Below are 24,934 nucleotides of genomic sequence, written 5' to 3' on the forward strand. Positions count from 1 at the left end.
TCGTCCGGGACTGGTCAGGTTGTTGTCAAAGAGGCCACAGAGACTGTTTTCTCCGTGTCCTCCTCGAGGCTACGCGCGGCCGCTTTCGCGACGGCAGGTTTCAAAGAGGCATTCTGATCCATCATCGCCTGAGCCTGAGTGCCCGCCTGGATCGTTCCGTGAGTCGCGAACGAAGGCGAGTGACCACTGGCTAAGGTCTGAGCAGATTTGGAAGCTTGCAGCATTTCGACGAAACGCGTGGTGGCTGAGTTCAGGGTTCGTCCTTTGCGATGCAGAATCGCAATGGGGCGGAACCAGCGGGCGTCTTCAAGTTGAAGCGCGTGCAGCGTGCCCGTCTGAACTTCGCGTTTGAGCGTCGGAGCTGGCAGGAGAGAAATCCCCGAGCCGATTTCGACATCACGCTTCACGTTCTCGACATTGTCGAACTCGTGAACCATGGAAATCGAGACATTATGTTGACGCAGCCAGCGGTCGATCTCACGACGAATGCGAAGCGCCGTCGAGAAACCAATGAATCGCTGACCATCTAGATCCTTCACCTGAAGACTCGTTCGATCGCAGAACGGATGCCCCATCGGCACCGCAACCACGATTGGTTCCTGATCCAACGGAATTACCTGGAAATCGCTGGCTCGCTCAGGAAACGAAACCAGACCCAGTTCACATTCATCTTCATCCAGACGCTCATACACGACGCTGGGATGGAGATATTCAATGTTCAAATGGACGTCGGGATAAGCCTGACGGTAAGCCCGAGCCACCTGCTCGAGATCCGACAGCACGACGGAATAAATCGCAGCAATCCGAATGCGGCCCGTGACCTTGTTGCCGACCTGCTGGACACGGTCTTCGATTTCGCGGAACTGGCTGATGAGGTCTCGACAGCCTTGGTAATAGATCTCGCCGGCCTGAGTCAGTTCGAAAGGGCGCTTAGAGCGATCGAGCAGCGTGGTATTGAGCCGTTTTTCCAGCTGCATCACTGCCTGGCTGGCTGCGGACTGGGAAACGCCGAACACCTCGGCGGCTTTGGAGAAGCTCCGCCGAGTCACGACTTCACAGAAGATTTCAACGTTCCGTAGATGCATTCGCTGTGGATGTAGTTTGCTACTTCTCAATCGGGGAGAAGGTGGCTGTCAGGCCGGGTGGATGAGGGACGCTCCTTGCGGTCGTTTTCGTTGAGGATCATCTCAACGCCTATGGATATAAGCATTTCTTATGGAAAGTCGCAGGCCTATTAAAGTCCTGAAAGACCAAAAAAGCAAGCCTCACATGTTGATCTCAATAAAAAATTCCTCTTTTGAGACGAATCTCTATAAGCAGGGCTTATGGGCCAGTGTGTGAAGACAGTCCTTTGCCAACGGCTTATGGGCGGGAGACTTCGGAAAACCATCGTTTCCGATCTGAACCCGAGATCGTGAAATTGACCTATCTTCCATCGCATCCATTGGATATGACAATTACTCGCGTTTCTTATTCGCCAGTTGACACTCAGGAGCAGCCATGCCAACTCGTCCATCGCTTTCTCTAATCCTGACCGCGACGATTCTTGCAGGCTGCGGAACGTCAACACCCCCCCAGGAGCCAAGTACTGAGACAACCAAGGCTTCCGCACCCGCCTCTGAAGATCGCTCTGCGCCGGCTGTATCAGCTTCCCCAGCCGTGGAACCGATCACGACTCGAACGCCGGAAGAGGTTTCGCGGTTAGCGGTGCAGTCGCTGATCGATGCCCAGCCGGAGAAGTTCTGGGGATTGCTGCCGCCGAGTTATCAGGGGCTGATTAATAAGGTGGTGCAGAAGGGGGCGCATCGGTTTGCGGATCAGGAACTGCTCAATGCTTATCAGGGTGTGCTTCGTGAAGTTGTGGAGTTGATGAAGGAAAAGCAGGAGTTCTTCATCGCGACGCCTGTCTTGCCATTTCATGCGGACCCGGAGAAGGCGAAAGCAAAGTGGGGCGATCTGGTCGCACGCATGAATCGGGTGGCGGACTCGGAGTTATTCGATGCCCTGCCGTTGAAGAAGTTCGATGGCCAGCGATTTGCGGCAGGGCCTGCAGCCGATCTGATGGCGATCTACAACGAGATCATGAGTCTGTCACCTGAGAATCCGGTCGCGGCGCTGCAGGAGAAGTTGAATCACGCGAAGTTTGAAGTCGTCACCGCCAGTGAGACAGAAACAACGCTTTCAATGTCAACGGGGGAAGCCGAGCCGCAGAAGTATCAGTTTCAGAAGGTCGAAGGCTATTGGTTGCCAGAGCCGTTCATCACCTCGTTTGCAGGGATGATCGGGTCTGCGGAGTCGACGATCGAGAACTATTCGATCGAGGATTTTGAAAAGCAGAAAGCCGTTTTGATTGGACAAGCTGCAGGCGTGCAGGAGTACCTGAAGGGGCTTCGCGCGATTGAATCGCAGGAGGCGTTTAACGGGGAACTCAACGGGTTGGTGATGAAGCTGTTGCCGATGATGTTTGGCGGGGATACGGATGAGAGCGGGATTCCGGAGAGGAAGTAATTGGCAATCAATAGGCCAGTTGGATTTGCTTCCTGCTACCTGCATTGCAGTGTTTTTTGGATCCAGGCGAGTGAATGTCGTCTAAATAATTCCAAAACAAGTCTTTATGGATTAAGACGAGATAGCGATAGAATGGATCTTCGAGAATCGGAGCGAAGTCGCAAATTGTATATGCAGTTTGGCTAAGTCTGACAGTTGAATTCTTCGAAATGACTTTGTCCATTCCGATGCAAATTGCCGGATATGCAAGCAGAAAAAGTACTGGCGAGAACAGCAAGAAACCCAGAACAAACGACAGCAGTGTCGCTTTATACTGACTCATGACTACGTGCCTTTGTGGTGAATCTCTGCGACCGATGGCCTGTTGCTGGCTACGTCAATGGGGGCGAATGAGTGCCTATGCCCCACCCTCATCCGTCAGCGAAGCGCTGCCACCTTCTCCCCTCAAGGGAGAAGGATTTAACACAGCTCCCCTCAAGGGAGAAGGGACTGAAAACCGCTCCCCTCAAGGGAGAAGGACCAAGGCGGCTATCGGATCACGCTCAGCACTTCGCTTTTGGCGACTTCGCTGCTGCGGTGGATGAGGAGGAGGAGGTCGTGCTGGCGGAGGAAGCGGGGGCGTCGGTCGGCGATGATGATGTCGGGCGGGAGGTCGTTTTTGTAGAGTTCGTATTTGTCGGAGCGGGTCAGGACCATGCCGCCTGGATTCTCAGACAGGAAGCGGGTCAGGTGGTCGACGTCTTTGATGCGGGCGACTTGTTTTTCGCCGTAGAAGACGAGGTTGGGGGAGAAGAATTCGAACGTGCCGAGTTCGCGTGATTCGCCGGCGAGTTGCTGGCTGAGTTCGCCGTAGTGCGGGCCGTCCTGCTGCTGGCTGATCGGGTCAGCAGCGAGATTGATAGCGGCCAGGACGAAGAGTCCTGCCGTCGCGATGACGGCGGGGAGTCGGCCGAGTTTCAGATCGCTCAAATACGCCGGCTGGCGTTCCTGCCAGAGTAGAATCAACCCACCGGCGAGCGGAACGAGTCCGAGGAGTCCGAGCCAGTAAGTCCCTTGAAGAATGACCCCTCCAGCGACCGTCAAGCCGACCATGAGGCCGATGCCCGCAGCGATCCACGTGTAGGCGCCCCAGCTGATGTACTTCGCCGAGAGAACCATCTCGCCACGCGTCCAACGAACGAGCAAGGCTGATGTCAACACTGCCAGCGCCGGATAACAAGGCAGCACATAATTCGGCAACTTCGTTTGCGCGACCGAGAAGAAGCAGATGTAGACGAGCACCCAGGAGAGTAAGAAAACATAACCAACTAAATTCTTTGATCGGCCAATTTCCAATTTCCAATTTCTAATTTCCATCGCCCCCTCCACCATCGCCAGCGGGAGAAACGCTGACCAGGGGAAAAAGCCCATCAGCACGACGGGGATGTAGTAGAAGAACGGGCCGCTGTGTTGTTCCATCGGCTTGAGGAAACGTCCGACGTTGTGCCCGCCGAGGAATCCTTCCAGCCAGGCCCCGTCAGTCGCGATGCCGACAGCGACGTACCAGGGCAACGCAACAACGGCGAGACTCAAGACCAGCCACCAGACTCGCATTGAGAGGACCGCTTTGCCGAAGGCGATCGGTGAGAAGACGCTGAGGAGGGCGATCAGGTAGTTTTGTGTCGACTTGAGCAGGCTGGTTTTTACAGTGGAAGGCGATGTCTGGGTTCGTTCGAGGTAGCCGAGCCAGAGCAGCGTTAAACCGATGATGGTGCAGGGGAGGAGGAAGCCGACGGGGCCTTTGGAGAGGACGGCACAGCCCATGACGGCGTACATGGCGAGGTATTGCCAGTTTTGGCGTGGCAGGTACTTGGCTGGCCACTGCAGGGGCGAATGAGGGTTGGATGTGGAGTTGATCGCGGATGGTGACGCGTCTTGTTGCTGCGCAACCCAGCCGTGAACGGCTGGGCCACCCTCGGATTCGGATAGTCCGTTCAGTGATTTGGGGAGACTCCAGACGACGTACATGGCGAGGGAGAGGACGATGAAGAAGATCAGCGTCGAGTCGGGGGTGGAGGCTCGCGCGATCGTGACGTACATCAGACAGCTGCCGAGGGCGCAGGCGGCGACGAGGCCGGTGGTGCGGTCGAAGAGGTGTCGGGCGATGACGTAGATGCTGCACATCGTGCCGAGGGCCATGAGGGCGCTGGGGAGTCGGGCGGCGAATTCGCTGACGCCGAAAACGTTGAACGAGCAGAGCATCAGCCAGTAGATCATGATTGGCTTGTCGGTGCGGAGTTCGTAGTTGAACGTCGGGACGATCCAGTCGCCACGTTCGAACATCTCGCGCCCGCATTCAGCGTTTTTGGGCTCGTCTTCATCAAACAGCTTCGCGGTTCCGAGGTTGAAAAAGATCAGCAGACCTGCGAACAGGCCGATCCAAAGGTAGTCGAACCGCGATGACGAGAATTTTGAAAACATTGGTCCATCCATGAACGATTGGGCCCGCGTTCCGCGCGAGCTTCCGCCGGTTCCGCGACCCGACCGGGGCGGCTTTGGCAGACGAATAAGCCGCGATAGTCTAGGGAAAAGGGGATTTCTTTAGAAGAGCAACCCGTCAGAGACGCTGGCGTTGGAGGGCGGGCATCGGTGATACTGTTGGTGTTGGATTGAACGCGGTTTGTCCTCGGTCACTGGCCGGGGGCTAAAGAGATGGAATGTCATGATGTCCCCTTCTTCGTGGTCTGATCGACGGGTGCTGGTTGCCATCGGGTTGATGGTGGCGTCGGTCCTGTTATTGATCCTGCCGTTTGAGATTCCGCTGTGGTCGCAGGTCCTTTCCAGTCCAAACGGGTTGGCCGCGTGGATGCAGCTGTTTATTGCGGACACATCGCCGTATGTGCTATGGATGTTTGCGCTTCCGGCAATTTTGATGTTGCCAAGGGGCTGGTTCCGGTGGTTAAAGCCAGAGTCTGAACCAGGGCTGCTGCAGGTGTGGTTGACGGCGTGGGGAATTGGGCTGGTGACGTTCATAAACCTTGCACTGGTCGCGAGTTACTGCGATGGGTTGCCGCCGGCGGTGCATGATGAATACAGCTATCTTTTCCAGGCTGAGACGTTTCTCAATGGACGTCTGACGAATCCCGGGTTGGGGGAAGATCGGAAGCTGGTGGACATGATGCATGTCCTGAATATCTCCGACGGGCATTTTGCGAGTCGGTACTTTCCGGGCGTCGGGGTCTGGGTGGCACCGTTTCTGGCGTTTGATATGCCGTATGTTTCGAACTGGGTCGCGTGTGCGATCACGGCGATGCTGGCATTCGGGATTGGACGCGAAATCGGGGGGTATTGGACGGGTGTTGTGGCGGGGTTACTGACCTCCTGTTCGCCGACGATCGAGTTCTTTTCGAACATGATTCTGTCTCACCATGCGACTTTGATGGGGCTTTATCTGTTCATTTTCTGTCTGATCAGGTTCTGGAAATATTCGTCACGAAACGACCTGCTGCTGGCGAGTCTGGGGCTGACGGTCGCGATGCTGTCGCGTCCTTTGACGGCGCTGGCGGTCTGTCTGCCGTTTGCGGTGGCGTATCTGTTCTGGCTGGTGAGGCAGTCGCGGGAGAAACAGCTGGCGTTGGCGATGGTTTCGACGGGGTTGTTCGTCACGCCGATTGCGCTGGGGATGGGGTTCATGCTGGTTTATAACCAGGCGACAACCGGGTCGATGACGACGACCCCTTATTCGCAGTACACCGAGTATTACACGCCGCGGCATGTCTTCGGGTTTGATAACCGCGTCAAAGGTGAGGAGTGGATTGCGAAGGCGAAAGCAGAGAATCTCCCGATCGATGTGATCGAGAATTACGACATCTGGGCTGAGAACCTGGATGCGAAACTGGCATGGACGAACTTAAAAAACCGGGTCGTCTCGAATCTGAAATGGACGTGGGGACCGATCCCGCTGGTGGTGGTGTTGGTGGTGTTTGTCACGCTGCGATACGACAACCGGTCGATGGCGTGGCTGCTGCTGGCGTCTGTGGTGCTGTTATATGTGGTTCACATTCCGTACTGGTTCGACGGGATGTTTCACTACCACTATGTGTATGAAGCAGGGCCGCTGCTGCTCATCATTGCTGCGGTCGGGATTGTGGATCTGGTCAAGGCGGTGTGTGGTCGCGAGAGTAAGAACTGGCTGATTCGGCCGCAGTGGTCGGCCTGGTTGATCGGGATGTTTCTGATCGCCTGGGTGACGGCTCATACGAGTCTAGATCCCTTGTGGAACAGCTGGCTGCATCAGGGGATTGGTAACCTGCAGTTCGCGCGGGGCGAACATGCGAAGATGAATAAAGCCCTCGATACGCTGCAAAAACCAGCGGTGGCGATCATTCGACAGAAGCCCGAGGATCGCCACCTGGATTATGTGATCAATCTGCCGACGTTGGATGGCCCGGTCGTCAGAGTTCGTTATCTGCCGGAGAAGTACCCGCCGGAGAAAGTCGCGGAGTTGTTTCCACGGCGGTATGTTTATCTGGTCGATTTGGTTGAGCGGAAGATCACGCCAGTGTCGGCCCCGCGACAAGAAAGCAGATGAAACTTCTCGCGGAGTTCGCCGGTTGTTCTATAATCGGGGGGGCGTTGTGTCTCGGTGCGAATGTGAGTCGGTTAGTGCCTATGCCCCACCCTCATCCGTCAGCGAAGCGCTGCCACCTTCTCCCCTCAAGGGAGAAGGACTTAAAGCCGCTCCCCTCAAGGGAGAAGGAACAAAGATAAATCCCCCCGGTGACTCGCCGGGGGCTAAATAAAGATCAGCTATGTCGCCTGCACGTTTTTCTGTGAATAACTCGGTTCTGGTCAACATGCTGATGGCGGTGTTGTTGATTGCGGGGTCGGGGTTTGCGTTTACGCTTGTCCGTGAAATGTTTCCGGAGTCGCGTCCGGATGCGATCATCGTGACGGCGGTTTATCCAGCGACGCAGCCGGAGGAACTCGAGAAAGCGGTCACGATCAAGATCGAGGAGGCGTGTCGGGATATCGAGGGGATCGAGAAGATCGATTCTCAAATCAGTGAAGGGATGTCCGTCACGACGCTGACGCTTTTCAACGAGGTCAAAGACGTTGACGCGGTTCTGCAGGAAGTCGATATGGAAATCAAAGCCATCGACAACATGCCCGTAGACCTCGAACGGCTGACGGCGAGAAAAGCAGAGCCGACGCTGCCGGTGATTAGTGTCGCGATTTATGGCGATGGATCTGAGAAGGAACTCAAGCAGGCTGCGCGAGACTTGCGTGATGAATTGTTGCTGCTGCCGGGGGTCAGTGAGATTCAGCTGTCGGGGACACGGGAAGATGAGATCTCGGTGGAGATCGATCCCGAGACGCTGAGGAAGTTTGACCTGACGCTGAACGAAGTTGCTGAAGCGATTCGGAAAACGAATCTTGATGTTTCGTCGGGGAACTTAAAGGGGGATGCTGCGAATGTGTCGGTGCGTGTTCTGGGAGAAGAATCACGCGGCGTCGACCTGGAAGATATTGAAGTCTTCGCGACGACGTCAGGTCAGCGGATTCTCCTGAAGGACATCGCAACGATCCGGGATGAATTTGTCGAGACGGATATCGACAACTACTTCAATGGCAAGCGGTCTGCGAACCTGATCATTCAAAAAACGAAGACGCAGGATGCGATCCAGATCGCGACGATCATCAAGGCGTATATCGCGGGGAAAAAGGGCGAGCCATTTGATGCCTGGGGTTTCAATGACGCCTATGCACAGCCGTGGTACTGGAAGCCATTTGCGCTGGCGGGAGTCTGGACAAATAAGATTGTCGCTGCCGTCGTGGGACGTCCGGATCCACAAGCAGTTTATGAGAACTCGCTGGCGAGGCCGTTTCCTCACAAGTTCAATCTGGCGCTGTACAGTGACCTGTCTCGCTTTGTGACGGGGCGACTTGATCTGATGATTCGCAACGGGCAGTCGGGTTTGATTCTCGTCTTGCTGGTGCTCAATTTGTTTTTGAACTGGCGGGTGGCGTTCTGGGTCGCGATGGGACTGCCAGTGTCCTTCATGGGGACGTTCATCCTCATGTCGCTTTTTGGGGTGACGATCAATCTGCTTTCGATGTTCGGGCTGATTATTGTGCTCGGGATCATCGTCGATGATGCGATCGTCATTGGCGAGAATATTTATACCAGCGTCGAGAACGGAATGCCGGCCAGGGAAGCGGCGATCCGGGCGACGGATGGGGTGATGTGGCCGGTGATTGTCTCGGTGACAACGACAATCGGCGCGTTTCTTCCGCTGCTGTTTATCACAGGCAGGATCGGGACATTTTTCCGGGAACTCCCCCTGGTCGTGACGGCGGCGTTGACCGTGTCGTTGCTCGAAGCGCTCTTCATTCTGCCGGCTCACCTGGCTCACTTGCCGAAGGTGAAACGCTATGACGAATCAAATCGTCCTCGAGGGATCTCCGGGTTCTTCCATCGTCTCGGGTTGCTTCAGACCTGGATGATGGAACAGACGATGTTGAAGCCGTATGAGTGGCTGTTGCTCGTGTCATTGCGCTGGCGTTATGTGACGGTGGCGATCGCGATGTGTACGCTGTGTTTGTCGTTCGGGTTAGTCGCGGCGGGGATCGTGAAATTCGAGTTCATTCAGAAGATGGATTCTGAGACGGTCCTGATGGAACTGGAGATGCCGGTGGGGACGGTCATTGATGAGACCCGTCAACGCCTGATCGCGATTTCCGACAAGGTGCTTGAGCAGCCTGAGGTCGTCTCTGTGCAGATGCAGGCAGGCTTTCAGGTCAATATCGGCGGAACGGGAGCCGTCGGGTCGGATGTCCAGCCACACCTGGGGCAGCTGATCATCGAATTGAAAGAGTCGGACAAGCGCGAAGCTGAAGGGCTCAAGTCGAGCGAAGCGTTGCTTTCGGACATGAGAAAGTTTTCGGCCACGATTCCCGGGGTGAACTCCGTTGTCTGGGAAGCATTTTCCGGTGGGCCGGCTGGCAAGGACATCGAGATGCGAATCTCCGGGAAGGACTTCGATGAGGTCGTCGAAGTCAGCACGAGAATCAAGCAGGAGTTGAATCAGTATCAGGGTGTTGTGGACCTGGAAGACAACTTCGATCTGGGCAAACAGGAAGCGCGTCTGACGTTGTTGGAGTCGGCTCGGCCTACGGGAATCACGGTTTCTGATCTGGGGACCTTCGTGCGAAATGCTCTGTATGGAGCCGAGGCGCGGCGCGTCACCCGGAACCGCGAGGATGTGAAAATCATGGTTCGCCTGCCGGAGGAGTATCGCAAGGATGTCTTTCAACTCGAAGAGCTCTGGGTGCCAAGGCCTTCCCTGGCGATGAACGATCAGGCGATTTCCGCAGACAGTGAGATGGCGAAAATCCGTTCGCAGCTGCGTTGGATTCCCATCAGCGAAGTGGCTCATATCGAAGAGAAGCTGGGCTTCACAACGATCCATCGTTCTGCTCAGGAACGCAGCGTTACGGTCCGCGGAGATGTCGATTCGACGTTGGGAAATCTGAATGAAGTCATGACGAAGTTCCGCGAATCGGCGCTGGCGGACATCCAGCGGGAGCATCCGAGTGTTCGGTTCGAGTTTCTTGGAACGTCGGAGGAGCAGGCGAAATCCTTTGCAGGTTTGACGCTCGCGTTTCCGGTGGCGTTCCTGATCATTTACATGATGATCGCGGGACTGTTCCGTTCTTACTTTCAGCCTCTGGTGGTGATGCTGGCGATTCCGTTCGGGATCCAGGGCGCGATCATCGGGCACTGGATCACCGGCAACCCGGCGACGATTCTGAGTCTGATCGGACTGGTGGCGCTCTCGGGAATTGTGGTGAACGATTCCCTGGTGCTGGTGGACTTTATCAATGAGCTGCGTCGCCAGGGGAAGAATGTCTTCGAAGCGAGCGTCCTGGGAGCTAGATCACGTTTGCGGGCAATTCTGCTGACGAGCCTGACAACGATCGCGGGGCTGGCGCCTCTGATGATGGAGAAATCGTTTCAGGCGAAGTTCTTGATTCCGATGGCGGTTACGCTGACCTTTGGACTGGCATTCGCGACGGTGCTGACGCTGATTCTGATTCCCTGTATGAACATGATTTTGGATGACCTGATCGGCCTGTTCCGATCGTTCTACAGGTTCCTGGTCGGGACTACACCCAACGAACTCGAGGACCGGGAAGTCTCTGAACCAGAACGAGTCGTCGTTCATTCTTAGAGGCGGACTTCGAATCCAGATTTGGCGTCTTGATCAGCGAAATCACAGAAAGTGTTCCCTCACCGGCGACAAAGACACCAAGTCGAAATGAGAAGTAAACCACGGATGAACACAGATCGACACAGATGAGAAAAGGCTTTCAGGTTACGTGAATCACTCAAGGCAGCCATGCATTCTGCCCATCTTCTCTCCATCTGCGTTCGCCCGCGTTGATCTGCGGTTCAAAACGCATATTGACACAGAGTTCACAGAGAACACCGAGTACCAGAGAGTCACCGTGAGAAAAAAGAGCCTCTCGTTTTCTCTGCGTACCTCTGTGTGACCCCGTGACCTCTGTGGTGAAACTCTCGGCTCTTTGTTGATCAAAGCGCATAAAAAATGGGAGACGAGATGAACTCTCGGCTCCCACGGTCCCGGTTTCCCCACGGGTTGTTTTGAGATTGCACAGACAAGAATGTCTGTGCTGGCTTATGTCTTAGCGGTAGACGGTGCCCGTTGCGGCTTGTGACTGCCAGACGCCTGCGGCAGTCGGAGCGCGGAAGCGGCCGACTGATGAGGGGTGAGGGGCTGGTTCGTCGTCGTAGGCGACCATGCGGTAGCCGTTGTTGTTGCGGTAATCATTACTGCGATAGTCGTTGTTGCTGTTGTAGCGGTCATCACTGCTGCCACGGTAATCGTAGTAGCTGGTGCGTGGATCGTGACGAGAGGGAACGGTCTGCCAGGTCGTATCGAGGTTCGGGCTCAACTGCAGGCTGGGGTCTGCGGTGGGCGTTGGAACGCCGTAGCTGGGGACGTTCGAGTATGTTGGTGGCATATACGAGGTTGAGCCAGGAGGCGGAGCTGCTTCCGAACTTGGTGGCATGACGGGAGTCATCGGAGCCGAGCTGCCGCCGGGCATTCCCACGCCAGGATAAGGCAGGCCGGGAGTGCTCATCATGCTGCCACCCATCATCGGGCTCGGGCCACACGTGCTGCAGCCGCCTTGAGGGGCGTAGGTTGTTTGAGGGACCATGGTCGTCGTCATTTTCGGGACGACCTGCATCGATTGAACCGGAACCTGACGGTATCGGACTTGTTGCTGATAGACGGTGACGGGGACCGTTTCACAGTAAGCTTCCGTGCGGTAGGTCGTCACCGGGACTTGTTGATAGGTGATGCACTGACGTGGGACATAGGTCGTCACGGGAGCACATGATGGGGCACAGGTCGGAGCACACAAAGGCATGGCACAGCCACAGTTGAATCGGCTGCAGCGACGACAGAAGCGGTTCATCTGACGAGTTTCGCGTCGCTCGAAGCGTTCCATGCGGTTGCCCCAGATGCGTTCACGCAGACTGGGTTTGCATCGTCCACACATCCCGAACCCGCCACATCCACAACCGCCACCCCCAAAGCCCATGCCAGGATCGACATAAGAAGGTGAGCCCATCATCGGGGCACCGTAAACCGGCCCGCCGAATCCGCCGCCATGGTTATGACGGAACCCCACAGGAGAAACTTCAAACCCACCAACCAGCTGAGCTGAGGCGCTGGTCGCGGTGAGGCCGAGACACACGACAGCCAGAAGAGGGACGAGAATACGATTCATAAACTGACACTCCGACGAATCTGCGTGGTTTGGGCAACTCTAATGTGAGGCTGGGTACTCTGCAGGCATACTGACCCAGTCACGTGGCGCCGCATAATCCTTGTTGTCGGCATAATCGGAGACTGTTCTGTAGGGAAAGTTCCGATTGTCGCGATTTTTCTGCCTGGGTGACCTGGCCGGTTCTCTGGAATGGGTCTTTGACCATCTTCCATTGATGTTCAAGTGACGAGCTTCAACGTCCAGGCAGGCCGTTTGGGAATTCCCTCAGAGTTGACATTCCCTGTTGATCGTGGATAGTCAGAGTCATCCTCGACTACTTGCGCTTTTGGGAAGGACGCGTTCCATGCTGGCTCACATCGTGTATTTCGAACTGAACGATCCGACGTCGGAAAATATCAATGCCCTCGTGGCTGCCTGCAATGAATACCTGTCAGGGCATCCGGGGTGTGTGTTCTATGGGACCGGAACGCGAGCGGAGCAGTACAATCGTCCGGTCAACCAGACGGATTATCATGTCGCGCTGCATACGATTTTCGAGTCGACCGAAGCTCACGATGCCTATCAGGTCGCCCCGCGTCACCTGGAGTTCATCGCGAAGTTCAAGTCAGGGTGGAAGGCTGTGAAGGTTTATGATGCCGGGATCGTGAAAGCCTGATGAGAATGGTAATTGGTAATTGGTAATTGGTAATTGGCCGACCCGCTTCGCCCGTTCGAAGCGTTTTGACAACTAAATAGCCGAGATCTGTCAGCTCGCCGCATACGACAGCCTTTGCGAAGCTTCCGGCTAATTACCAATTCCTAATTACCAATTACGTCCCTCCGGCTTGGTTTGCTGCAGGTGAAAACCTACAATTCGATAAACGGACGCCTCACCTCTTTGTTTGCTCCAGGATCGCCCGTCATGATTGAACGTCGTGAACTTTTCCCGAATGTCATTGAGCTCAACTTTCAGGCCCGACGACGCCTGGGCTGCAGCATTTACCTCGTCTATGACGGGAATGACTGGCTGCTGATTGATATCGGGTACGAAGACACCGTCCCGGAGATCATCGAACTGATCCGTCAGATGGATTTTCCACTGGCTGGCTGCAAGTATCTGGTGGCTTCCCATGCGGACGTTGATCACATTCAGGGCTTCTACAAAGCCAAAGAGTTCCTGCCTGACGCGAAGGTCGTCGGGCATCCGCACACCGCTGAGCTGTTCCGCAATAAAGACCGGATCATGACGTTCGCGGAAATCACGGCTCAGGATATTTCGATCGACCTGCCGGATTTGAAAGTCGATCAGGAAATCAACGAAGGGGACAAGCTCATCGTCGGCTCGAAAGAGCTGACGGTCTGGCATACGCCCGGGCATGCTCATGGTCAGCTGTCGTTCCGCATGGGGAACCTGCTGTTCTCGGGCGACAACATTTTCCGCGATGGATGCGTCGGGACGATCGATGCTCACCATGGATCCGATATTCCGGACTTCATCGCGTCGCTGGAGCGGATTCGCGATTCGGATGTCGAGTGGCTGCTGCCAAGTCACGGTCCTGCGTTTCGCAATGATAAGAAGCTGCTTCAGAAGACGATTGACCGCCTGAAGGGTTATCTCTACATGGCCGACTTCGGGACTTGCGCCATCGACTGGCCGCTGCTCGATGAGTGGGAGAAAGAGATCCTTGAGGGGACCGGGCCTAAGTAAGGTGTGCCACGGCTGTGTCAGCCGTGTTCGATCTGATGAGAGCGTTATGCGAAGTTGCACGGCCGGCACGGCCGTGGCACACATTTAGCGTACTGATTACTTGGTGGTGCTGGTTGCGGGAGTGGCGATTTTGGTTTGGCCGATGCCTTGCAGGTAGGCCATGAGGTCAGCGACTTCCTGGTCGGTGAGTTTGTCGAGCAGGCCTTCGGGCATCAGGGAGAGGTTGCTGGGTTGTTTGGCGTCGATGTCTTTGGCTTCGATGCGGAAGGTGTTGTTGCTTGAGTCTCGCAGGACGAGTCCGTCTTTGGCTTCATAGACGATCAGGCCGGTGTAGACTTTGCCCTGGACCGTGCTGATGGTGAGGGTCTGATAACGGGCGGAGACATCGCGGTTCGGGGCGACGATCGCGGTCAGCAGATCTGCTTTCGAGAAGCGGTTCGAGACACCGGCGAGGTCAGGACCGAGGGCTTTCGCGCCGCCGTGACAGCGACTGCAGGAGGCCTGATTGAAGACATGCTGGCCACGGGTGAAGTCGCCTGACGACCAGTTGACGGTTTCGAGTTTCTTCATCCAGGTATCGAGTGATTGTGGATCCTGGCCGGCGAGTTCTTTCATCTGATCGGGATAGGACTTCGTCAGCCAGTCTCGCCAGGTGAGCAGCGATTGGGTCTGATCGCGGAAGCCGAGGCTGCCTGAGATGAAGCCGTGTGTCTGGCCGGTCTTGGCGAAGAGGAGGTCCATGATGTCGGAGCGGACCTGGTAGGCCATTTCACCCTGATCGAGACGGCGAGCCGCGGCGTACATTTGGACCATCTCATCAGGCGTGATCGCCTGGGGGTCAGCCTGGAAATAGGTCAGGCAGGCTGCGACGACATCGACCTGATAGTCGGCCATGCCGCTGAGAATCAGGGCACGGTCAGCCGGATCGCCGAGTTCGGATAGGGCCATCATGACGGCGGGACGCAGGGCGTTGTCGTCGGCGTGTTCGCGGATCATGTCGAGAACTTCGGGGATCTCTGTCTGGCCGAGGACGAAAACGGAGTCTTCGGTCCAGGGATAGTTTTCGGGATCTTCCATCAGTTTCTTGACGAAGGATTCGAAGGCGCCTTCGATCTGTTCTTCCCGGATCTGTGAGAGGAAGCGAACGTGGTCGGGGTGACCGAAGTTCGCGTGCCCGACGATGGCATCGGTGAGTCCGGGGGATGTTTTGACGTGGGCTTCGTAGGTTTCGTCCATGCGGTCATCGAAGTGTGTTTCGATGACGTAACCGCGTTCACGAATCTTCTTGCTGAGGTCGAGGAAAGCCGCGGCGGTCGCGTTCAATTGAGCGGAGTCACGATCAGCCGGGATGACGCCGAGGGCGAACAGAATGTGAAGATCATCGACCGGATCGGATTCAGGCGTGATTTGTGAGAGGAGTGCAGTGACGGTCTGCGCGTTGTACGTCTGCAGCATCGCGAACGTGCGAACGATCTCGTGGTTCACCTGGGGATTGCTCGTGGGGTAGATCTCCGCCAGCGCGATGCGGACGGGGTCGAGGTCGCGTTCGTTCTTCGAGAGGTTGTAGAGGGGGGTGTAGCTTTCAAAGACGGGAACAACATTGGGTGCAGGACCGACGGTTCCGAGGGCTGCTTGGATCAGCAGAACCGCATCAAGGTGCAGGTTGGCCAGTTCCTTGTTGCGAACGATCTGCGTCCCGATGTTGAGCGCGTAGGCGTTGACCTTGCCAGTGCGGGCCGCGTAAGCGAGGCCGACATGAAGTGCCCCGGCCCAGCCCCCTTTGACAGCATCGGCACTGAGGGCGCGGAAGTCACGTTCGTTGAGACGCACCGAGAGCTTGGTTGCCAGCAGACGGACCTGACGGTCGTCGTTACCCATGGCCTTGGCAATTTCCAGACGGAAGGTATTCAGCGTGACGGGATCGGTCGAGAGAAGTGATTCGAGAGCACAACGGCAGACCCAGGCGTCCTGATCGATCAGGTACGGTCGGATGACGGCTCGGTGAGGATTGGCGGGGAAGCTTCGGCCCCAACCCCAGACAGCGCGGGCGCGGATGGCAGGGGTCGGGTCGAGAGCCAGCTTGCCCATCATGTCTCGGTCGACACCCGAGAAGAGTTCGGTGAGGATTTCGATGGCGCGGATGCGTTGAGACGTCGTCAGATTGGTGTCGAGTGCAGCAGCGATGAAGGCCTGCTCACGAAGGTTAAAGGCTTTGGGAACCCACTCCTGACGTGACCAGCTGGAGAGTGGCTGAGGCGCTTCGAGGACATCGATCAAACCGTTGGGATGAAATTTGGCGGGTGCGGGCTCGGGCTTTTTAATGGTCGTCGTCGCGGCTGCGGTTTTCGTCTGATCGTTGACGACTGGCTTGGACGTTTGATAGGCGATCGGCCGGACAGGGAGTTCCTGAGGAGCGGTCAGCTCGTCTTTGCTGAGGGCGCCGGGAGTGATGACCGGCATGTTGCTAACGGGCGCTTGACCGCCTGCGGGTGTGATGGCGGGATCGGTGATGGGGAGTTCGAACTGTGTGATTTCGTTGGTATCGATCGTGTTGGGAATCTCAGGAGCAGTCGCTTTGGCTGCGATACGGTAGACCGCACCCTGGGTTCCACGACCACCAACCGCCACATACAGCGCACCGTCTTTACCGACGACTCCCGAGGTCGGCGCAAAGCCGAAGTTACCTCGGGCCTGTGCGAAGAGTTCTTTTTCGGACTTATAAGTCGCCCCGTTGCGAGACAGCTTGAAAGCCCAGATCTTGCCAAAGGTCCAGTCGAGGCCGAAGACGGCGTTCCGGTAAATCTCGGGGAACGACTTGTGACGGTAAGCGATGAGCCCCGTGGGAGAACCGCGACCCGTGTCATCGACGACGGGGGCAATTTCGAGGGCGTAAGCGGGCTGTTTCCAATGCAGTGACAGCCAGCCTTGATCGGAAGCGGTCATCGTGTGATACAGGTGACAGGGGCGATACCAGGGGAGTGAGACATCGCGTTCGCCATCGCTGTCGTAGGAGAGGATCTCGCCGTCGTTGGTGAAGTCGAAGTCGTAGGCATTGCGGAAGCCTTCCGCGAAGATCTCGCCGCCCGAGAGTGTCGGGTTCAGACGCAGGATGGCCCCGGCGCGAGCCGTCTTCAAAGGAGAAGTCTTCAGCGTCGCATAGTGGTGCGTGATGTTGGACGAGTTGCCACAGATGACGTACCAGGCACCATCGGGACCGCGGTGAATTGCGTGTGTGTTGTGTTCGCCGCCGGTTGGGAGCTTGAGCATTAGCTGAGGAGCCGTGTCGGCTTGGCCATCGCGGTTGCGGTCGACGTAACGCAGGAGGCCTTCGTTGCCGATGCAGAGCAGGTCAGGGCCATCGAAGTACATCCCTTGAGCACCTTCAGCCGGGCCGTTGGCGAAGGTGATGACTTTGTCGGCGCGGTTGTCTTGATCGGTGTCTTCGAGGATTTTGACGTAGCCAGGGCCGGAGACAACGATGCGACCCTGTGCATCGGTCGTCATGCAGAAGATGTCATGGGCGAGGTCATCGTTCGAGTAGAGCGCTGCTTCAAAGCCATCCGGGACGATGAGGTGATCGCGACCATCATCAGCGGCGTTCGCGATTCCCGCGAGGAACAGCCATCCGACTGGAAGGATCAATGAGAGAATAGCATTCTTTCTACTCTCGACTTTCTGAACTCTACTCTCTCGCGCAGCGTCGTGAATCACGTCGTCGTCCATGACTTCAGAAGGTGTAAAATCTGATTTTGGAAACGGTCCCCCAACGGCCCTGTCGGGATGACGTCACCAGCAGCAAGTCGTTACGAGGTTCAACCTTGTAAGGCTTGCCAGTGGGCTATCTTAGCGTGAAAATCAAAATCGGATCAACATGGACTTTTTGTCCTGTGGAATAGTGGCGAAGGCAGTGAGCTGCGCAGCCTGCCTATCTTTTCTATGTTCAATTACTGCATGAGGGCGGCTGGACAGACTTTGTGGCGACTTGGCCTCAAACAAATGACATTTCACAGACAAGCGAGTCTGGATCATTTCCAAATGTCGATGTTTTAGATGCTACCCAAATCGGGCACGGGCTGGGTTATAATGTCACCTGACCTGACGGCTGCGCAAATTGAGGTGGCAAAAATGTCAGGATTGGGTCACACTAACGACCTCCTAACGTGTTGATATTTAAGCTGCAGGGAAGCTTTGCCCTCGCAGTTGATTTTTTATTTTCGGTAAGATGGCGTGACTATGCGACAGTTTTTGTGCGTGGTGATGAGTCTGGCGTTGTTGTCAGGCCTGGCTTCTGGCAGTTCGGCTCAGGATCTGTTCGGCGGCGACGATTTTGGATTCGGCTCGCTGACACAGAAATCCAGCAAACCGACGATGACGTCCACGCTGAAAGCCGATCCGGCTCAGCCGAATGTCGTCACGCTCGAGATCTCTTTTAAGATCCCGGATGGCAGTTACATCTATTCAATGAACCCCTCGTTTGGGGCAGCGACAAAAGTGAATCTGGCCACCCTCAAAGGGCTGGCCGAGACGTCGGACGGTTACAAAGCCGATCATGAGCCAAAAATCGCTTACGACGAAACCTTCGAGCAGAACCTCGAGAAGTTCTTTGATCATGTGACGTGGACGAAGAAGCTCCAGGTCCTGCCGGGGCAGACAGAAGTTTCGGTCAAGGGGCTCGTCAATTTCCAGATGTGCGATGAATCGGCCTGCCGTGTCTACGATCAGGAGTTTGAAGCGACTCTGACCGTCACGCCAGGTGAAACGATGGAGAATTCGGTTCAGGCAGTCACGTTTGACGGCAAGATCGAACTGGATCCTGCCTCGCCTGTGAAGTCGCTGTCTGATCTGCCGGCTGAGTTTGCTGTTGTTCTCAAGTCGGTTGATGCGGACAAGTTTCTGCTGTCGGTCACCGCGAAGGTCAAACCTGGCTATCACATCTTTGCAACCACCCAGGACCCTGCCATGGTGGGCGAGCCGACGACGTTCGGCAACCTGACCCTCAACGGCTTGAAAGCGGTCGATGGTGTTTTCCAGCCAAGCGAAGCTCATCACGAACACAAACCCTTCGAAGACGATCCCGCGATCGTCCAGAAGATTCACGAAGGCACAATCACCTGGACGACCTGGCTGACGAAACAGCCGGGAGTGAAAGTTGATGAGGTCGGGGTAGCGGGAACAGTCAAGTTCCAGATCTGCAATGAACAACGCTGCGTGAATTCCGGGTTCAACTTTCAAGCGGGATCAGTGACAGCGACCGCAACGCGTGGGAACGCGGAAGAAGTGGTTGTGACGCCGGAGGTCGAAGGGGCAGTTGGGAGTTCTGACGTCTCTGTTGAGGGTGAAGTCCAGGGACTTGGTAAAGATGGTCTCGTTTCGTTCCTGATCACTGCGTTTGTCGCGGGGCTTCTTGCGTTGCTGACTCCCTGTGTCTTCCCGATGATTCCGGTGACGGTTAGCTTCTTCCTTAAGAAGGCAGAGAAGAAGCAGGGCAATCCAATTGTGCTGGCCTCGATCTACTGTCTGGGAATCATGGGCGGCTTCACGATTCTCGGAGTCGTGATGGCGGTCTTCTTTGGGGCGACGGCGTTAACTGCTCTCGCGAACAATGCCTGGTTGAATATCGCCTTATCTGTCTTCCTGATCTTCTTTGCGTTTAATCTGCTGGGGATGTTCGAGATTCGTGTTCCCTCGTGGATGCTGAATATGTCTGCTCAACGTGAAGGCCAGGGCGGGATTATCGGCGTGCTGTTCATGGCTTTGACGTTCACGCTGGTGTCATTCACTTGTACGTTCGGTTTCGTCGGCTTGCTGCTGGTCTATGCCTCTCGTGGTGATCTGCTGTGGCCGATTCTGGGGATGCTCAGCTTCTCATTTGCGTTTGCGTTGCCGTTCTTCTTTCTGGCCTTGTTCCCGAGCTATCTGGCTTCGCTGCCGAAGTCGGGTGGGTGGATGAACAACGTCAAAGTGGTGCTCGGGATCATCGAGATCGGGTTTGCGTTCAAGTTCCTGTCGGTGGCAGATCTGGCGTGGAATCCTGAGCCTTACTTCTTCGACTACGGCCTCGTGATGTCGGCATGGATGGTGCTCTCACTGGTGGCTGGCTTCTATCTCTTGGGGATGTTCCGACTGCCTCACGATATGCCGACGCAGCAGGTGTCTGTGTTCAAGTTCGCGATTGCATTGGGCTTCATTGGATTCGGAACTTACCTCGCGCAAGGCATCTTTGCGGCTAAGAAGCCGACCGGTTTCGTGTGGCATCAGATCGAAGCGTTTGCTCCGCCGGTCTTTGAATTCGAAACAGCGCCCGCAGGTCACGGTCGAGAGGTCGCTGCGGTTCCGGACAGCCTTGGACCTTACCTCGTTCACCATGGACTTGAATTCGCACTCGACTACGAAGCCGCCTCTGCGTATGCGAAGGCAGAGGGCAAGCCGATGCTGCTGGACTTCACCGGTGTGAACTGTGTGAACTGTCGCAAGATGGAAAAGACGGTTCTCGTCAAACCGCAGGTGATGGAATTGCTGCCGAAGTTTGTTCGCGTTCAGCTCTTCACTGACACCGATGCCATCCCTGGTATCGACGATAAAGTCAAAGGTATGAAGCTTCGCAAACTCAACATCAAGCTGCAGGAAGACTGGTTCGGCGACGTCAGCCTGCCGGCTTATGTGGTTGTTTCACCCGATGGGAAAATTCTTTCACGCCTCGCAGGATACAATGCGGATCCGCAGGTGTTCGTTGAGTTCATCGAGAAGGGACTGGCGCGTTGGGAGACGAAGGATGTTGCGATGAAGGCAGATGCGAAGACAGTACGAGCTCAACCGACATCAATTGGTAGTCCTAATGTCCAGTGGCTCCCAGAGGGAAGTGTAGATCGTGAAGCACTCGAAGAGTATGTAGCCAAACATCGCGAAAACTAAATTGTGCAGGGGTGGCTGCTGGGATCAGGATTGTTAGCTGACCCCAGAATGTGCGTCCAACGGCGAATGAACTGGGGTCAGCTAGAAAGCCTGACCCCAGCCACCCTAGATGAGTACTCAAACCGAAGACAGGGAGTTCACACTCCCCGCTCGCCTTTATGAATCGCTATCACAAGCAGCAGTTGTTTGCTCCCATTGGTGAAGCGGGGCAGCGCGCGATTCAACACGCGAAAGTGCTCGTGTGTGGCTGCGGGGCGCTCGGGTCGGTCATTGCCGATCAGCTGGTTCGCGCGGGGGTTGGGTTTGTAAGGATCGTCGATCGGGACTTTGTCGACATCACCAACCTGCAGCGTCAGATGCTTTTTGATGAAGACGATGTCCGCCAACAGATCCCCAAAGCGATCGCTGCCTCTGAGAAGCTTCGACGAGTCAATACTGAGATCACCATCGAAGGGATCGTCGGCGATGTCACCAGCGAGACGATTCGTGATCTCGCAGCGGACGTCGATCTGATCGTTGATGGGACCGATAATTACGAGACACGCTTCCTGCTGAACGACTGGTGTCTGGAAAAGAACATTCCTTGGGTCCACGGCGGCTGCATTGGCAGCTACGGCCAGGTGATGGCGATCGTACCCGGGAAGACCCCCTGTTACCGCTGCATCCTGCCGGAGGAACCTGATCCGGGGACAGCGCTCACCTGCGACACGGCGGGTGTCATTGCACCGGCGGTCCATGTCATCGGCTCGCTGGAAGTCAGCCTCGCGCTGCAGCTTCTCACGAAGACCTTCGATGACTCCAAGCCTTCCATCTGGCATGTGGATGTCTGGCGTGGCGATTTTCGCAAAATCGACCTGACCGGATTGAAAGAGTCAGGCGCCTGCCCGGCCTGCACCGGCGGCCAGCGCGACTGGCTGCATGGGCAACGCGGGGCGCGGTCTGCGGTGATGTGTGGACGCAATGCGGTGCAGGTCACGCCGTCGTCTCGCGCGAAGTTATCGCTGGAGAAGTTTCGACAAGACTGGCAGCAGTTGGGAGTCGTGACGTCGAATCCGTACCTAGTGAAACTAACGCTCACTGACGGAACATCGGTGACGTTGTTTGGCGATGGACGTGCGGTGATTGGCGGAACGGAAGAGATCAAGATCGCGCGTGGGATTTATAGCCGGTATGTCGGGCAGTGAGAAGTTGTTTGAAAATGGTTGCTCGACATCTCACACCGGCATCAGCGATATTGGGCAAGGCACCGTCCGAGCCGCTGTCCCGCGTTGCACCGGATCACTTGCAAATCGATATCAATTAGCGAGCCGGGGCTTGCAGGCCATCGAAGTCCAACTCACGGCTGAGGTTTCGCAACGCACAGCTCCGGCTCGGACGGAGCCTCGCCCTCCCGGTGGATGCGTTCTGGAATCTTTCAAACAACTTCTCAGTGAGGAAATGATGGTCGCTGTTTTGCTTTTCGCTGGTGCTCGTGATGCAGTGGGGAAAGATCGGATCACGATCGAGTGGGCGGAGGCTGCCAGCGTGGATGTGCTGCGAGCTCGGCTGCTTGAGGCGTACCCGGAAATGACAGGGTTGTTGAAGTCGGCGATGTTTTCGCGTGGGACGAGTTATCTGGGGCGTGAGGCGTTGGTTCAGCCGGGGGATGAAGTGGGGATGATTCCGTCGGTCAGTGGGGGGTGAGGGAGAGAATGCCTGACGCTGGTTGCGCAATGGATGTCTGATGCCGCCTATGCGCCACCCTCATCCGTCAGCGAAGCGCTGCCACCTTCTCCCCTCAAGGGAGAAGGACTAAATTCAGCTCCCCTCAAGGGAGAAGGGACGGAATGATGTCGATCTGCTTGGCAAACTCGGCGAGGACGATTGTGGCGTAGCTGCCGGAGGGGAGTGAGAAGCGGACGCGGATGCCTGCGGATTGGGGCTCGATTTCGAGTTCGCCGGGGTACATGAGTAAGCCGCGTCGGGTGCCGGGGGTGACGCGGTACTCCTGGAAGAGTTCTCGTTTGATCTGCATGCGGTCGAGCAGGGCTTGTTCTTTCTCCAGGACGACGGTTTTCGGCTGGAACATCTTTGGGCCATACATCGGGCCTGTCATGACGATCTCGCGCGTCTCGAAACGGCGTTGCAGGAGTTCGGTGTTGTCGTCGGTGAAGACGCCGCCCGAGTCGAGTTTCTGCATGACGTCGCCATCGAGAACGCGGTGGAGTTCGTCGGACTGGAGTCGTTCGAGCAGGATGCGGTTGAAGAGATCAGACTGAACCGACGAGAGAGCGAGCCTCAGCAGGAAGCGTCGTCGCTCGAACGGAATCTCTTTGACGTTCGCGTCACCGGTGAGCAATCGATAGCCGAGGATGAGCGTCTCGTTGTCCTTGCCGAAGCGTTGCTCGCCGTAGTAATTGGGGACACCGAAGTCGCGGATCATCTGCGCAACGCGTTCTGCCTTCGCTGGTGCCTCGGGATCGCTGGTGCGGATGAGGATGTCGAAGCGGTTGCCGAGGAGGTGGCCGGTCTTGAGTTTGTTGCGGTGGACCATCGACTTGAGGATCGTCACCTGCTCGTTGTTGAGCTCCGGGACACTCGGCGAAACGAGTTTGGGAACGGAGATGTACTGACGCGTGATGCCCTTCTTGTCCTTGAGGCCGGCCATGCCGATGTCTTCGCGTCGCAGGCGCAGCGTGCGGGAGAACTGCTGCATCAGCTGTTCCGCAGAAAGGTCCCGCTTCTCGACCCACAGGAAGAGGTGTTCGCCATCGCCACCCATCGGCTCATAGGCCGGGATCTCTTCGACGATGAAGTCTTCGATCTGCTCTTTGATCGTTCCGACGAAGCGAGCATCAGGGCCCTGCTTTGTTTCGCCCAGCGGAATCATGGTTGCGGGCTGAAGATCGCCGATCACGTTGAGCATTCCTCAATAGTTAGCCCCCCGTCAATGACGGGGGAATGTGCGAACAACTTTGAATTTGATGACAAAGACCGGCGTTTACTTCCGCTCGATCATGGCATCTTTGCGAAGCTGCAGGACGGTGTTCTCGCGCAGCGTCTGGCTCATGTGTTCGAAGACGAGAGGATAGGCGTCGTCGAGAGAGAAGGTGCCGACCTTGATCTTTTCAACTTTCAGAACGTGAATTCCAAATGGCGTCACGAAGGGCTGGCTGAGTTCGCCCTCACGGGTTGCGAAGGCGATCTGGGTAATCGCTGTCGGCATGGCACCGAAGTAGGCCATGTCTTCCATCAGTCCGCCATTGATCTTGCCGCTGGGGGACTCGGAGATCGTTTGGGCCGCGTCTTCGAAGGTGATTTCCCCTTTATTGATCTGATCACGGACGGCGGTCGCGGCCAGGAGTTTTTTCTGCAGGGCTTCATCGCTCATGGGATGAGGCAGCTTCCAGAAGATTTGACGCGCAGTGATGCGGGTGCCGTCAAAGCGGTTCTTGTTCTTCTCGAAGTAGATTTTGACCTGCTGGGGCGTGATTGTTTTCTGGGCGAAGTTCAGCCATTTGAGGTCCAGAGACAGCGTGCGTTCGAGTTCGGCGGTCGTCAGGCCACGCCTGGCAAGAAGCTCATCGAGAGGCTGTTTGGTATGGTCAGCGACGCTGACGAAGGCACCCATCTGCTGGTCGAGCGCGGCCTGGTCCGGGACGGCCTTCTTCTCTTTGAGAAACTTCTCCAGCAGCATGCGGTCGATGAGCGTTTCGCGGATCGTGTTCCGAGTATCCGCAGACGGGGCGTCGATCTTCATGATTTTGCAGTAGGTGTCGATATCACCTGCAGTGATCTTGACGCCATCGACAGTCGCGACGACTTCTTTGCTTTGCGCGAAGACGGCTGCTGGGATAAGGGTCGCGATGATGGCGACACAAATGGAAACCAGGCACACCCGAAGCGGCTGGTTGAAATTCAGTTTCATGGTGAGCACTCCCACGCTCAAGGCAGACAAAAACAGACGTGCTCCGGCGGCTTCCGATGCGCCGGCATCCTCCAGTTTATCGCGTCTGGTGGACGACTGAAAAGCCACCTAAGCGGACG

14 protein-coding genes are annotated in these 24,934 nt (G+C 56.3%); 8 read left to right on the forward strand and 6 right to left on the reverse strand.

All coding sequences use genetic code 11. The features are described 5' to 3' along the window. Positions 1-14 precede the first annotated feature (14 nt). The gene (locus SH248x_RS16955; protein WP_459555490.1) at positions 15-1,085 is read right to left on the reverse strand and encodes a LysR family transcriptional regulator; all 1,071 of its coding nucleotides are present in this window, start codon (positions 1,083-1,085) and stop codon (positions 15-17) included. A 415-nt stretch (positions 1,086-1,500) separates the two neighbouring features. Here SH248x_RS16955 and SH248x_RS16960 point away from each other — a divergent pair, with 415 nt between their 5' ends. Next, positions 1,501-2,508: a hypothetical protein gene (locus SH248x_RS16960; RefSeq protein WP_459555491.1), complete on the forward strand. Its 1,008-nt coding sequence runs from the start codon at positions 1,501-1,503 to the stop codon at positions 2,506-2,508. 528 nt (positions 2,509-3,036) lie between these two features. On the opposite strand, the gene SH248x_RS16965 is transcribed toward SH248x_RS16960, so the two are convergent. Then, positions 3,037-4,968 carry an ArnT family glycosyltransferase gene (locus SH248x_RS16965; RefSeq protein WP_459555492.1) on the reverse strand — a complete coding sequence of 644 codons (1,932 nt, stop codon included), beginning with the start codon at positions 4,966-4,968 and terminating at the stop codon, positions 3,037-3,039. A 241-nt stretch (positions 4,969-5,209) separates the two neighbouring features. Between SH248x_RS16965 and SH248x_RS16970 the strand changes: the two genes are divergently transcribed. Together SH248x_RS16970 and SH248x_RS16975 are read left to right on the forward strand one after the other, a co-directional pair. Further along, positions 5,210-7,078, forward strand: coding sequence for an ArnT family glycosyltransferase (locus SH248x_RS16970; RefSeq protein WP_459555493.1), 1,869 nt, complete (start codon positions 5,210-5,212; stop codon positions 7,076-7,078). A 220-nt stretch (positions 7,079-7,298) separates the two neighbouring features. Then, a complete protein-coding gene (locus SH248x_RS16975) occupies positions 7,299-10,721 on the forward strand; it encodes an efflux RND transporter permease subunit (protein WP_459555494.1) in 3,423 nt (1,140 codons plus the stop codon). 475 nt (positions 10,722-11,196) lie between these two features. On the opposite strand, the gene SH248x_RS16980 is transcribed toward SH248x_RS16975, so the two are convergent. Beyond that, positions 11,197-12,309: a polyadenylate binding domain-containing protein gene (locus SH248x_RS16980; protein ID WP_459555495.1), complete on the reverse strand. Its 1,113-nt coding sequence runs from the start codon at positions 12,307-12,309 to the stop codon at positions 11,197-11,199. A 343-nt stretch (positions 12,310-12,652) separates the two neighbouring features. On the opposite strand from SH248x_RS16980, the gene SH248x_RS16985 reads away from it, so the two are divergent. Continuing rightward, complete coding sequence (locus SH248x_RS16985; RefSeq protein WP_459555496.1) at positions 12,653-12,964, forward strand: Dabb family protein; 312 nt, start codon at positions 12,653-12,655, stop codon at positions 12,962-12,964. Between the two features lie 246 nt (positions 12,965-13,210). Beyond that, positions 13,211-13,996 (forward strand): MBL fold metallo-hydrolase, encoded by a 786-nt coding sequence (locus tag SH248x_RS16990; RefSeq protein ID WP_459555497.1) that lies wholly within the window; start codon positions 13,211-13,213, stop codon positions 13,994-13,996. 96 nt (positions 13,997-14,092) lie between these two features. Here SH248x_RS16990 and SH248x_RS16995 read toward each other — a convergent pair whose 3' ends face one another. Beyond that, positions 14,093-17,707 (reverse strand): DUF7133 domain-containing protein, encoded by a 3,615-nt coding sequence (locus SH248x_RS16995; RefSeq protein WP_459555498.1) that lies wholly within the window; start codon positions 17,705-17,707, stop codon positions 14,093-14,095. Positions 17,708-18,229: 522 nt separating this feature from the next. On the opposite strand from SH248x_RS16995, the gene SH248x_RS17000 reads away from it, so the two are divergent. The 3 genes from SH248x_RS17000 (at position 18,230) to SH248x_RS17010 (ending at position 22,591) form a co-directional block, all read left to right on the forward strand. Beyond that, positions 18,230-20,908: a protein-disulfide reductase DsbD family protein gene (locus SH248x_RS17000; RefSeq protein ID WP_459555499.1), complete on the forward strand. Its 2,679-nt coding sequence runs from the start codon at positions 18,230-18,232 to the stop codon at positions 20,906-20,908. A 158-nt stretch (positions 20,909-21,066) separates the two neighbouring features. Beyond that, positions 21,067-22,092 (forward strand): ThiF family adenylyltransferase, encoded by a 1,026-nt coding sequence (locus tag SH248x_RS17005; RefSeq protein WP_459555500.1) that lies wholly within the window; start codon positions 21,067-21,069, stop codon positions 22,090-22,092. Further along, positions 22,079-22,591, forward strand: a complete 513-nt coding sequence (locus SH248x_RS17010) for a MoaD/ThiS family protein (protein WP_459555501.1) — start codon at positions 22,079-22,081, stop codon at positions 22,589-22,591. Before SH248x_RS17005 ends, SH248x_RS17010 begins: the two co-directional genes overlap by 14 nt. A 124-nt stretch (positions 22,592-22,715) precedes the next feature. Here SH248x_RS17010 and truD read toward each other — a convergent pair whose 3' ends face one another. Both truD and SH248x_RS17020 read right to left on the reverse strand, forming a co-directional pair. Beyond that, a complete protein-coding gene (gene truD, locus SH248x_RS17015; RefSeq protein WP_459555502.1) occupies positions 22,716-23,804 on the reverse strand; it encodes a tRNA pseudouridine(13) synthase TruD in 1,089 nt (362 codons plus the stop codon). Between the two features lie 84 nt (positions 23,805-23,888). Beyond that, complete coding sequence (locus SH248x_RS17020) at positions 23,889-24,815, reverse strand: peptidylprolyl isomerase (RefSeq protein WP_459555503.1); 927 nt, start codon at positions 24,813-24,815, stop codon at positions 23,889-23,891. Between the last annotated feature and the right edge of the window lie 119 nt (positions 24,816-24,934).

This window comes from Lacunimicrobium album (genome assembly GCF_052161635.1).
Lineage (GTDB): Bacteria > Planctomycetota > Planctomycetia > Planctomycetales > Planctomycetaceae > SXPC01.